The organism is Pseudomonas sp. LBUM1668, assembly GCF_059695715.1.
This window is the reverse complement of record NZ_CP166787.1, coordinates 3,118,169-3,130,773: the sequence shown is the minus strand read 5'-3', so window position 1 is coordinate 3,130,773 and position 12,605 is coordinate 3,118,169. Positions and strand designations below refer to the sequence as shown.

Below are 12,605 nucleotides of genomic sequence, written 5' to 3'. Positions count from 1 at the left end.
ATGTTCAGCTGTATGAATAAGCTTTGCATGCTCGCGGCAGCACTGACGCTGTTCGCGAGTCACTCAGTCGTAGCGGCCATGGGGCCGTTTGAGATCTACGAACAGGCGTTGCGCAATGACCCGGTGTTCCTCGGCGCAATCAAGGAGCGTGATGCTGGCCTGGAAAACCGCGCCATTGGCCGTGCCGGGCTGCTGCCGCGAATCGGTTACACCTACAACAAGGGCCGTAACTCGTCGAAGGCCACGTCCCTTGATGAACGGGCGCGCAATAAAACCGATGACCGCAATTACAGCAGTTACGGCTCGGCCCTGACCCTGCAACAACCGCTGCTCGATTACGAAGCTTATGCGGCGTATCGCAAGGGCGTGGCGCAGTCGCTGTTTGCCGACGAAAGCTTTCGCGGCAAGAGCCAGGAACTGCTGGTGCGCGTGCTAGATAACTACACCAAAGCCTTGTTTGCCCAGGACCAGATTGATATTGCGCTGGCGAAGAAGAAGGCTTACGAGCAGCAATTCCAGCAAAACGAACACATGTTCAAGCAGGGTGAAGGCACGCGCACGGACATTCTGGAAGCCGAGTCGCGTTATGAACTGGCGACCGCCGAGGAGATCGAGGCGCGTAACGAGCAGGACGCGGCGCTGCGCGAACTGGGCGCACTGGTCGGCGTGCCGGCCGTGGATATCGGTGATCTGGCGCCGCTGGATCAGAATTTCCAGACCTTCGCACTGCAGCCAGCCAATTTTGATACCTGGCACGAAATGGCGGTCAGCAATAACCCGAATCTGGCCTCGCAACGCCAGGCTGTGGAAGTGGCGCGCTACGAGGTCGAGCGCAACCGCGCCGGGCACTTGCCGAAAATCAATGCCTACGCCTCGATGCGCCAGAACGAATCGGAAAGCGGCAACACCTACAACCAGCGTTACGAAACCAACACCATCGGCCTCGAAGTGAGCGTGCCGTTGTACGCCGGTGGCGGCGTGTCGGCCTCGACCCGTCAGGCCAGCCGCACCATGGAACAGGCCGAGTACGAACTGGACGGCAAGACCCGCGAGACACTGATCGAACTGCGTCGCCAGTTCAGCGCTTGCTTGTCGGGGGTGAATAAATTGCGCGCCTATCAAAAGGCCCTGAGCTCGGCGGAAGCGTTGGTGGTGTCGACCAAGCAAAGCATCCTCGGCGGTGAGCGGACCAACCTCGACGCGTTGAACGCCGAGCAACAACTGTTCACCACCCGCCGCGATCTGGCACAGGCGCGGTACGACTATTTGATGGCGTGGACCAAGTTGCATTACTACGCCGGCACCTTGAATGAGCAGGATCTGGCGCGGGTGGATGAGGCGTTTGGACAAGGCCCAAAAACTCGATAACACCGAAGATCAAAATATCGCAGCCTTCGGCAGCTCCTACACAGAGCAGGAAAGTGATTAATCCAGAAATATGCATGCCCCTGTAGGAGCTGCCGAAGGCTGCGATCTTTTGATCTGGCTTTTTGGTTTGCAGCTTTCGGCAACTCCTGAATAAAACAATAAAAGTGAGTAGTGAACATGGACGTACGTATCAAGCCGATTTCGGTCGGCACCCTGTTGCTCGCAGTTTCCGTTTCCCAGGCCCATGCCGAGTACCTGGAATCCGGCCAGCCCGGTGATCCCGCCAGTTGGCGCAGCGCTGAATTCCAGCGCGATTGGGGTCTTGCGCGCATGCAGGCCGATCAAGCCTACGCCGCTGGCATCACCGGCAAAGGCGTGAAAATCGGTGCGCTCGATTCCGGTTTCGACGCCGCCCATCCCGAATTCGCCACTGAGCGTTACCACCCGGTGCTGGCCAACGGCAGCTATGTCGACGGCTCGCCGTTCAACGTCGACGGCACCCTCAACCCGAACAACGACTCCCACGGCACCCACGTGGTCGGCACCATGGGCGCCTCGCGTGACGGCACCGGCATGCACGGTGTGGCGTACAACGCACAAATCTACGTCGGCAACACCAACAAGAACGACAGTTTCCTGTTCGGCCCCAATCCCGATCCGCGTTATTTCAAAGCGGTATACGACGCATTGGCCGATGCCGGCGTGCGCGCCATCAATAACAGTTGGGGCAGTCAGCCGCCGGATGTTAGCTATCGCACCCTGGCTGATCTGCATGCCGCCTACGCCCAGCATTGGAACAAAGGCACCTGGCTCGACGCCGCTGCCGACGTTTCCCGTCGCGGGGTCATCAACGTGTTCAGCGCCGGCAACAGCGGTTATCCGAATGCCAGCGTGCGCTCAGCGCTGCCGTACTTTCAGCCGGATCTCGAAGGTCACTGGCTGGCGGTCTCCGGTCTCGATCAGAGCAATCAGCAGAAGTACAACCAGTGCGGCATCGCCAAATACTGGTGCATCACCACGCCGGGCGCGAAGATCGACAGCACCATTCCCGGTGGCGGTTACGCGATCAAGTCCGGCACCTCGATGTCGGCACCGCACGCCACCGGCGCCCTGGCGCTGGTGATGGAACGCTACCCGTACATGAACAATCAGCAGGCGCTCGAAGTGCTGTTGACCACCGCTACGCAACTCGATGGCTCGGTGACGGATGCGCCGACCGAACGGCTCGGCTGGGGCGTGGCCAACCTGAACCGGGCGATGCGCGGGCCCGGGCAATTACTCGGCGCCTTCGACGCCAATCTGGCGGCCGGGCAGAGCGATGTCTGGAGTAACGACATTTCCGACAAGGCGCTGATCCAGCGCCAGAACGAAGACCTCGCCGAACACACTGCCTGGCAGCAAACCCTGCAAGACAAGGGCTGGCAGAACGGTGTTGCGCCGGGTGCCAGCCAGCAGGATCAGACCGACTACGCGGTGGGCATGGCCCGTGATGCGGCCGCCACGGCGCGGGTTTATCAGGGCAGCCTGATCAAGTCCGGGGCAGGGCGCCTGTTTCTCACCGGGGACAACACCTTTCGCGGTCCGACCACAGTCAATGGCGGCTTGCTGAGCGTTAATGGTTCGCTGGCTTCTGCAGTGACCGTCAACGATGGCGGCACCCTTGGCGGCTCCGGGCAAATCGGCTCGCTGATGATGGCCAACAGCGGCGGGCGCGTGGCGCCGGGCAACTCCATCGGCACCTTGAATGTGGCTGGCGACGTGACCTTCGCGCCAGGCTCGACCTACGCGGTGGAATTGTCACCGAGCAGCAGCGACCAGATTGTTGCCGGCGGCACGGCTACAGTCAGCGGCGCAACCGTCAGCCTGGCGCTGGAAAACAGCCCGACCTTACTCAGTGCCTCCGAGGCGCAAAGCCTGCTCGGGCGCCAGTACAACATCCTGCAAGCGGCGGGTGGTGTTCAGGGCCGGTTTGGCGCCGTGGTGCCGAATTATCTGTTCATCGGCGGCAGCCTCGATTACGCAGCAAACGGCATTCAACTCAATATCGAACGCAACGCGACCGCGTTCGCCAGCGTCGGCCAAACCCCGAATCAGCGTTCGGTGGCCACCGCTGTCGAAGGCCTCGGCGCAGGCAACTCGGTTTACGAAAGCGTGCTGCTGTCGGCAGATACAGCCTCCGCACAGCAAGCCTTTCAGCAATTAAGCGGCGAAATCTACCCGGCCGTGGGTTCGATGCTGATCAACGATAGCCGCCAGTTGCGCGATGCCGTCGGTGAGCGCCTGAACGATGCTAAGGCGACGCAAAACAACGGCTGGATCAAGGCCCTCGGCGCGTGGGGTAGCACCGATTCGAGCCATGACACGGCGGGCTACAACACGTCGATTGGCGGCCTGCTGGCCGGTGTCGACGGCGCGCTGGACGAGCAGACCCGCATCGGTCTGGTCACCGGCTACAGCGACAGCTCGCTGAGCATGGGCTCGGGCACGCACTCGTCGGCCAAGGTCGACAGCTATCACCTCGGTGCTTACGCCGGGCATGAGATCGGCGCCTGGCGCCTGAGCACCGGCGCGGCCTACAGCTGGCATCGCGCCGATGTGAAGCGCGATCTGCAATACGGCAACGTCAGCGCCAAACAGAAAGCCAAGGTTGATGCGGCGACGACTCAGGTGTTCGGCGAGGCGGCTTATCGCGTGCAGCTGCAACCCCTGGCGCTGGAGCCGTTTGCCAATCTGGCCTACGTGCATGTGGACACCGAAGGCTTCACCGAGAAGGGCGATGCGGCGGCGCTCAAAAGCTCGGGCGATCAGCGTGATGCAGTGCTGAGCACCCTCGGTGTGCGTGCGGTGAAGACGTTCAATCTTTCGAATCAGCAATCACTGGATGTGAGCGGCCATCTGGGCTGGCAGCACAGCCTCACCGACATCGAGTCTGACCAGCATCTGCGCTTTGCCAGCGGCGGCACGCCTTACAGCGTCGAGAGTTCGGCGCTGGTGCGCGATGCCGCGTTGGTCGGTGTGCAGGCCAGTCTGGCGTTGAGCAAAGACGTGCGCGTGAACCTTGATTACAACGGGCAGTTGGCTAGCCGCGAGAAGAGCCATGGCGTCGGGTTGAGCCTGAACTGGCAGTTCTGACCGAACCCCTAAAAAACAGGCAAACCCCTGTAGGAGCTGCCGCAGGCTGCGATCTTTTGACTTTGATTTTTATAAGCAAGATCAAAAGATCGCAGCCTGCGGCAGCTCCTACAGGGGGGGCGCTAGCTGAACGTAGACGGATTTTTCGCAACACAACTAAGGAAGGTCGCAGGATGAAAAACAATAAAACCCCCGCGCAAACGGGTGGCTGCTTTGCCCTGAAAACGCTGACTGGCGCGGTGTTGTGCGCGCTCACAACCTGGGGCACCGCACAGGCCGCGCCCTACGTGGAAAACGGTCGCACGGGCGATGTCGGCAGTTGGCGCAGTACCGAATTCCAGGCTGACTGGGGCCTGGGCGCAATCGGTGCCGATCACGCCTATGCCGCTGGTTACACCGGTAAAGGCGTGAAACTGGGGATCTTCGATCAACCGGTGTACGCCGCGCATCCGGAGTTTTCCGGCAGCAACAAAGTCGTCACCCTGGTCACCAGCGGCATCCGCGAATACACCGATCCGTACATTCCGGTCAAAGCAGGAGACGCGTTCCGTTATGACGGTTCGCCTTCGGTCGGCTCCGACGGCAAACTCGGTGCGCACGGCACCCACGTCGGTGGCATCGCCGCAGGCAGCCGTGACGGCGGGCCGATGCATGGCGTCGCGTTCGGCGCACAAATCATCAGTGCCGACAACGGCGACCCCGGCCCTGAAGACGGCATCGTCCGCGGTAACGATGGCGCCGTGTACAAGGCCGGCTGGGATGCGCTGATCGCCAGTGGCGCGCGGATCATCAACAACAGCTGGGGCATTGGCATCACCGATCGCTTCGACCTCGGTGGCCGCAATCCAGCGTACCCCCACTTCACCGTCAACGACGCGCAGGTGCAATTCAACGAAATCCGCACGCTGCTCGGCACCAAACCCGGCGGCGCCTATGACGGTGCAATTGCCGCGGCACGCAGCGGCATCGTGACGATTTTCGCCGCTGGCAACGACTACAACCTGAACAACCCGGACGCCATCGCCGGCCTCGGTTACTTCGTCCCGGACATCGCACCGAACTGGATCACCGTCGCCGCGTTACAGCAGAACCCGGACCAGACCAGCGCCAATCCGTACATCATGAGTACGTTCTCATCACGTTGCGGCTACACCGCGAGTTTCTGCGTTTCGGCGCCCGGCACGAAGATCTTCAGTGCGATCATCGAGGGCACCAACGCCGACAATCTGACCACCAGCTACAAAAACTACAACGGCACCTCGATGGCCGCACCGCATGTGGCCGGCTCGATGGCCGTGCTGATGGAACGCTTCCCGTACATGTCCGGCGATCAGGTCGCCAGCGTGTTGCGCACAACGGCTACCGACCTCGGCGCGCCGGGCATCGACGCGTTGTATGGCTGGGGCATGATCAACCTGCGCAAAGGCATTGATGGCCCGGCGATGTTCGTCACCGAGCAGGACATTCCGAGCGAGTTCCGCATCGACGGCGCTTACGGCTCCGGCCAGTTTGTCGCGGACTTGCCGGGTATCGGCGCGATCATCGATCAGGGCAAACCCACCGAGCGCGTGTGCAACGACATCACCTGCGGCCTCGATACCTGGCGCAACGACATTTCCGGCCATGGCGGCCTGACCAAGCAGGGCATCGGCACACTGGTGCTGACCGGCAACAACAGCTACAGCGGCCCGACCCTGGTCAATCAGGGCCGACTCGCTATCAACGGCTCGCTGGCCTCTGCGGTCACGGTGAATGACGGCGGTATCCTCGGCGGCAATGGCCGGATCGGCGCGTTGTCGGTGAACAGTGGCGGTACCGTGGCGCCGGGTAACTCGATCGGCACGATGAATGTCGCCGGTGACGTGACCTTCGCGTCGGGCTCGACTTACGCGGTGGAACTGTCGCCAACCAGCAGCGACCAGATCGTCGCCACCGGTAAAGCCGTAATCGATGGCGCCACCGTGACCATGGCGCTGGAAAACAGCCCGACACTGCTGAGCACTGGTGAAGTGCAAAGCCTGCTCGGTACGCAGTACAACATCCTGCAAGCGGCGGGCGGTATCGAAGGGCGCTTCGGCCAGGTGTTGCCCGATTACGCGTTTCTCGGCGGCACGCTCGCTTACTCGGCGAACGGTATTCAACTGGCGGTGGGGCGCAATGACGCTTCGTTCGCCAGCGTCGGTCTGACGCCGAACCAGCGCGCCGTGGGTGCCGCTGCCGAGCGTTTGGGCGCGGGCAATGCGCTGTTCGAAACCCTGCTGGTGTCACCGACTGCCGCCGTAGCGCAACAAGCGTTCCAACAGTTGTCCGGCGAGATTCATCCGGCCATCGGCACGATGCTGATCAACGATAGCCGTTACCTGCGCGATGCCGTCGGCGAACGTCTGCGCGAACGTGATCTGTTCGACGCCGGCGCGCCGACTGATGATCGCAGCAACGCCTGGGTCAAGGTGCTGGGCGCGTGGGGCAAGAGCGATGGCGGGCATGAAAATGCCGATTCCAACAGCTCCATCGGTGGCTTGCTGGCCGGCGTCGACGGCTTGATTGCTGAAGATACTCGCCTGGGTTTCGTTACTGGTTATAGCGACAGTTCCCTGAGCATGGGCAGCGGCACGCATTCGTCGGCATCCGTCGACAGCTACCACTTGGGCGCGTACCTGGGCCATGAAATAGACGCACTGCGTCTGACCGTGGGCGGCGCCTATAGCTGGCACCGTATCGATGTGAAACGTGATCTGCAATTCGGCGATGTCAGTGGTAACCAGAAAGTAAAACGCGATGCGAGCACTGCGCAATTGTTCACAGAAGCCGCTTACGATCTGGGCCTGCAACCGATGAACCTGGAGCCGTTCGCCAACCTGGCTTACGTGCACCTCAACAGCGACAGCTTCACCGAGAAGGGTGATGCCGCCGCGCTGAAGGGCGGTGAAGACAATCGCGAAGCGGTGCTGTCGACACTCGGCGTTCGCGCCAAGCGCACCTTTGCCCTGTCGGACAAGCATCAGCTGGAACTGGGCGCAACCCTGGGCTGGCAGCACAACCTGAGCAGCGTCGATGCTGAAAACCATTTGGCGTTCGCCAATGGCAACAGCGCGTTCAACGTGCAGAGCGTGTCGCTGGATCGTGATGCTGCGGTGGTCGGCGTGCGCGCCGGTCTGGCGCTCAACCGCGATGTGCGGGTGAACCTGGATTACAACGGGCTGATCGGTTCGAACGAGAAAGACCACGGCGTGGGTCTGACGCTCGACTGGCAGTTCTGATTTCAAGGAAGAGAGAGCACAACATGGGACTGTTTGATTACAAAAATGCCGATGGCAAAGCGTTGTACAGCGATGCCATCGCGCTGACGCTGTATGCGTACACCCCGACCGGCAAGCCATTGCCGGCCGGGGGCTGGGCGCCGGTTACAGCGACGGCGCTGGGCTATCAAGGCAAGGTCGGGCCGCAAGGCACGTTTTTCGGCGAGAAGGATGGCTTCACCAGCGCCGAGGCCGAAGTGCTCGGCAAGTACGACGCGGCCGGCAAACTGATCGGCATCGGCATTGCCTTTCGTGGCACCGGGGGGCTGGGTTACAGCGACACCTTCGGCGACATGAAAAACAATCTGCTGGCCGCCGTCGGGCCTTCGGATTACGCCACTCAATACGCGAAAAATGCCTTCGACAATCTGCTCAAGGCTGTCGCGGCGTTCTCCATCGCCCATGGCATTGGCGCCAAGGACGTGTTGATCAGCGGCCACAGCCTCGGCGGGCTCGGGGTCAATAGCGTGGCCGAACTGAGCGCCGGCAACTGGGGCGGGTTCTTCAAGGACGCCAACTACATCGCCTTCGCCTCGCCGACCCAGAGCAGCACTGGCAACAACGTGCTGAACATCGGTTACGAGAACGATCCGGTGTTCCGCGTGCTCGACGGCACCACGTTCAGCAGCGCATCGATGGGCAAGCACGACAAGCCGCACGATTCGACCACCGACAACATCGTCAACTTCACCGACAACTATGCGTCGACCGCGCAGAACCTGGTGCCGTTCAGCATCGTCAATCCGATGAACTGGTCGGCGCACAGTTCCTTGGGGTATGCCGATGGCTTGAATCGGGTGATCGATTCGAAGTTCTACGGCCTGACCCACAAGGACTCTACGATTATCGTCTCCAACCTTGAGGAGTCGTCCCGGGGTAAAACCTGGGTCGAGGATCTGGGCCGCAGTGGCGAGCCGCACACCGGCAGCACCTTCATCATCGGCACCCAGAGCAACGACTGGCTGAAGGGCGGGGCGGGTAACGACTTCCTTGAGGGCCTGGGCGGTGATGATCGTTTTCGCGATGACGGCGGCTACAACATCCTGCTCGGCGGCCAGGGCCACAACACCTTCGAGCTGCAGAAGCCGTTGCAGAACTTCAGCTTCGCCAACGACGGTGACGGCACGCTGTATGTGCGCGACGCCTACGGCGGCATCAGCATGACCCGCGACATTGGTGCGCTGGTGAGCAAGGAGTCGGGGTCGTGGTGGGGCAGCAAGGAGATCACCTGGGGCGTCACGGCCAAAGGTTTGACCAATGGCAGCGAGCTGACGCAGTACAACCATTCGCTCAGCGGCGATGGCTACGGCAACGCGTTGCACGCCACAGCCGACGGTGACTGGTTGTTTGGCCTGGGTGGCGACGACACGCTTATCAGCGACAAGGGCCATGTGACCTTCGTCGGTGGCGGAGGTAACGATGTGATGAACGCGGTGGGCGGCAACAATACCTTCCTGTTCAGCGGCGCGTTCGGTTTCGATGCCATCAATGGTTATCAGGGCAGCGACAAACTGCTGTTCATGGGTGTCGAAGGCGCGGGGCAGGGCTACGACTACAAACAGCATGCGTCGCAGGCCGGTGGCGACACCGTGCTGAAGATTGGCGAGTTTGCCGTGACGCTGATCGGTGTGGGAGTGGCTAATCTGTCGGATTCGAGTTTCGTCTTCGCCTAGATTCCCGCAACCGACGCAATTGAAGCAAACAACGCTCCCCCTGTAGGAGCTGCCGCAGGCTGCGATCTTTTGATCTTGTCTTTAAAAAACAAAGTCAAAAGATCGCAGCCTGCGGCAGCTCCTACAGGGGAGCGGTGATCAGGAGGTACAGAGTTTTATTTGAGAAGTGTTGTATCGAAATGCTCCGCGGCGTCCCGCGAGGGGCGCCCCGGCTGTGAGCTATCTCTGACAATTCCAACAAAAAGAGAGGCAATGGCAATGGGTGTGTATGACTACAAAAACTTCGGTACAGCCGATTCCAAGGCGTTGTTCAGCGACGCCATGGCCATCACGCTGTATTCCTATCACAACCTCGATAACGGCTTTGCCAGCGGTTATCAGCACAACGGTTTCGGCCTCGGCCTGCCGGCCACGCTGGTGACCGCGCTGATTGGCGGCACCGATTCGCAAGGCGTCATCCCCGGTATCCCGTGGAATCCCGATTCAGAAAAACTTGCCCTCGAAGCGGTGCAAAAGGCCGGTTGGACGCCGATCACCGCTTCGCAATTGGGCTACGACGGCAAGACTGACGCGCGCGGAACCTTCTTTGGCGAGAAGGCCGGTTACACCAGCGCCCAAGTGGAGATCCTCGGAAAATACGACGCCCAAGGCCATCTAACCGAACTGGGCATTGCCTTTCGCGGTACCAGCGGCCCGCGAGAAAACCTGATCCTCGACTCCATCGGCGACGTCATCAACGACCTGCTCGCGGCCTTCGGCCCCAAGGACTACGCCAAGAACTACGTCGGTGAAGCCTTCGGCAATCTGCTCAACGACGTGGTCGCGTTCGCCACGGCAAACGGTCTCAGCGGCAAGGACGTGCTGGTCAGCGGCCACAGCCTCGGTGGTTTGGCCGTCAACAGCATGGCGGACTTGAGCGGCGGCAAGTGGGGTGGCTTCTTCAGTGACTCCAACTACATCGCCTACGCCTCGCCCACCCAGAGCAGTACCGACAAGGTGCTCAACGTTGGCTACGAAAACGACCCGGTGTTCCGCGCGCTCGACGGCTCGACCTTCACCAGCGCTTCGGTTGGCGTACACGATGCGCCCAAGGAATCCGCCACCGACAACATCGTCAGCTTCAACGATCACTACGCCTCTAACGCCTGGAATGTGTTGCCGTACTCGATCCTGAATATTCCAACATGGATCTCGCACTTGCCGACGGCGTATGGCGACGGCATGAACCGGATCGTAGAGTCGAAGTTCTACGACCTGACCAGCAAGGACTCGACGATCATCGTCGCCAACCTGTCGGACCCGGCGCGGGCCAACACCTGGGTGCAGGACCTCAACCGCAACGCCGAAACCCACAAGGGCAGCACGTTCATCATCGGCAGCGACGGCAACGACCTGATCCAGGGCGGCAGCGGCCATGACTATCTGGAAGGTCGCGCCGGTAACGACACCTTTCGTGATGGCGGCGGCTATAACGTCATCCTCGGCGGGCAGGGCAGTAACAGCCTCGACTTGCAGAAATCGGTAAACACCTTCGACTTCGCCAATGACGGCGCGGGCAATCTGTACATCCGCGATGGCAACGGCGGGATCAGCATCACCCGCGACATCGGCAGCATTGTCACCAAGGAGCCGGGCTTCCTCTGGGGGCTGTTCAAGGACGATGTGACCCACAGCGTCACGGCCAGCGGTTTGAAGGCTGGCAACACTGTCACGGCGTACGAATCCAGCGTGAAGGGCACCAACGGCGCCGATACGCTCAAGGCGCATGCCAGCGGTGACTGGTTGTTCGGGCTCGATGGCAACGATCATCTGATCGGCGGCGCGGGCAACGACGTGTTTGTCGGTGGCGCGGGCAATGACCTGATGACGTCCGGCGGCGGGGCGGATACGTTCCTGTTCAACGGCGCGTTCGGCCAGGATCGGGTGGTGGGATTCACCGCTAACGACAAACTGGTGTTCCTCGGCGTGCAGGGTGTTTTGCCGAGCGATGACTTCCGTGCTCATGCTTCAGCAGTTGGGCAGGATACGGTGCTGTCGTTTGGTAATGATTCGGTGACGTTGGTGGGGGTGTCGCTGAATAGCTTGAGTGGCGATGGGATTGTGATCGCCTGATGTTGATGCGGCGCCTGTAAGGACGCTTTCGCGAGCAAGCTCGCTCCCACAGTGGATTTGCGTCGAACACAAAACATGTGGCCGACGGAAAACCCTGTGGGAGCGAGCTTGCTCGCGAAGAACGATAATGCGGTATCAAAAGTGACTCGCCGGCCATCATCCGACTCTCAACCTATGCAAACAGGAAAAGCGGCCTAAAGCCAGTACGTGCACACACGTTCTATAGCTAGCCGCCATTGAGCACAGGAGATACAAACGTGAAAGGTTTCAAAGGGTATGTCGGGATTGTGGGATTGGCGCTGTTCTCGGCCAACACCTGGGCCGATCTGCCTCAAAGCTCGATTCTGAGCCGTTACGGCATCACCACCGATCAATTGCCGAGCCCGGCCAAAAGCGAAATGGTCGAGCCGGTCGAAGAGAAAAGCCGCTTTCAGATTCAGCCTGAACAGCCATTTGTGACCATTCGCCTGGGTGACGGCAAGCAGCCGCAAACCACCGGCAACCTGAGCATCGACCGCATGGCCCAGCAGGATCAGGAACGTTGCCAGCGTTTGCAGGGCGAACTGGCCCGGCGTGGCGGGCAGTACTTGCGTTGCGACAACACGATCCCCGGCATGACCCTCGATCAATAACACCTCGAATCCCCTGTAGGAGCTGCCGAAGGCTGCGATCTTTTGATCTTGATCTTAAAAAACAAGATCAAAAGATCGCAGCCTTCGGCAGCTCCTACACAGGTCGTGTTTCGTCAGTCTTCTTCGCGCACGGTAGCCACTTCAGCCGCGCGTACTTTCACCTTGGCGCCGGAAATATCCTCGAACTCATAGAAGCCGTCCTCGGTTTCGGTCTTCGGCATGTCCTTGGTCAAATACTGGGTGCCGTTTTGCAGGGTGACCACGGTCGGGCTCGCGCAACCGGCCAGAGTCAGCAGGGTCGCTACCGCGAAGGGGATGCCCAGAGTCTTGATTTTCATGCCCATCTCTAATTCCTTAATCCATGTGATGCCGAGCGATGTCGGTGTTCT

7 protein-coding genes are annotated in these 12,605 nt (G+C 60.7%); 6 read left to right on the top strand and 1 reads right to left on the bottom strand.

What is annotated here, in order from left to right; all coding sequences use genetic code 11:
• From ACA061_RS14025 to ACA061_RS14000, 6 genes are all read left to right on the top strand, one after another.
• The gene (locus ACA061_RS14025; protein ID WP_150615558.1) at positions 1–1,368 is read left to right on the top strand and encodes a TolC family outer membrane protein; all 1,368 of its coding nucleotides are present in this window, start codon (positions 1–3) and stop codon (positions 1,366–1,368) included.
• Positions 1,369–1,545: 177 nt separating this feature from the next.
• Positions 1,546–4,500 carry an autotransporter serine peptidase EprS gene (gene eprS / locus ACA061_RS14020; RefSeq protein ID WP_497299425.1) on the top strand — a complete coding sequence of 985 codons (2,955 nt, stop codon included), beginning with the start codon at positions 1,546–1,548 and terminating at the stop codon, positions 4,498–4,500.
• A 173-nt stretch (positions 4,501–4,673) separates the two neighbouring features.
• Positions 4,674–7,760: an autotransporter domain-containing protein gene (locus ACA061_RS14015; RefSeq protein WP_497299423.1), complete on the top strand. Its 3,087-nt coding sequence runs from the start codon at positions 4,674–4,676 to the stop codon at positions 7,758–7,760.
• A gap of 23 nt (positions 7,761–7,783) precedes the next feature.
• Positions 7,784–9,472: a polyurethane esterase gene (locus ACA061_RS14010; protein WP_497299422.1), complete on the top strand. Its 1,689-nt coding sequence runs from the start codon at positions 7,784–7,786 to the stop codon at positions 9,470–9,472.
• A 258-nt stretch (positions 9,473–9,730) separates the two neighbouring features.
• Positions 9,731–11,584: a polyurethane esterase gene (locus tag ACA061_RS14005; protein ID WP_497301937.1), complete on the top strand. Its 1,854-nt coding sequence runs from the start codon at positions 9,731–9,733 to the stop codon at positions 11,582–11,584.
• A 257-nt stretch (positions 11,585–11,841) separates the two neighbouring features.
• Positions 11,842–12,216 (top strand): hypothetical protein, encoded by a 375-nt coding sequence (locus ACA061_RS14000; RefSeq protein WP_150615562.1) that lies wholly within the window; start codon positions 11,842–11,844, stop codon positions 12,214–12,216.
• A 113-nt stretch (positions 12,217–12,329) separates the two neighbouring features.
• Here the strand turns inward: ACA061_RS14000 and ACA061_RS13995 are convergent, their stop codons facing one another.
• Positions 12,330–12,554, bottom strand: coding sequence for a YgdI/YgdR family lipoprotein (locus ACA061_RS13995; protein ID WP_150603884.1), 225 nt, complete (start codon positions 12,552–12,554; stop codon positions 12,330–12,332).
• Between the last annotated feature and the right edge of the window lie 51 nt (positions 12,555–12,605).

Bases quoted from the DNA above. Each gene is read 5' to 3' on its own strand.
- ACA061_RS14025 (WP_150615558.1), top strand. From the start codon at position 1: ATGTTCAGCTGTATGAATAAGCTTTGCATGCTCGCGGCAGCACTGACG.
- eprS (WP_497299425.1), top strand. From the start codon at position 1,546: ATGGACGTACGTATCAAGCCGATTTCGGTCGGCACCCTGTTGCTCGCA.
- ACA061_RS14015 (WP_497299423.1), top strand. From the start codon at position 4,674: ATGAAAAACAATAAAACCCCCGCGCAAACGGGTGGCTGCTTTGCCCTG.
- ACA061_RS14010 (WP_497299422.1), top strand. From the start codon at position 7,784: ATGGGACTGTTTGATTACAAAAATGCCGATGGCAAAGCGTTGTACAGC.
- ACA061_RS14005 (WP_497301937.1), top strand. From the start codon at position 9,731: ATGGGTGTGTATGACTACAAAAACTTCGGTACAGCCGATTCCAAGGCG.
- ACA061_RS13995 (WP_150603884.1), bottom strand. From the start codon at position 12,554: ATGAAAATCAAGACTCTGGGCATCCCCTTCGCGGTAGCGACCCTGCTG.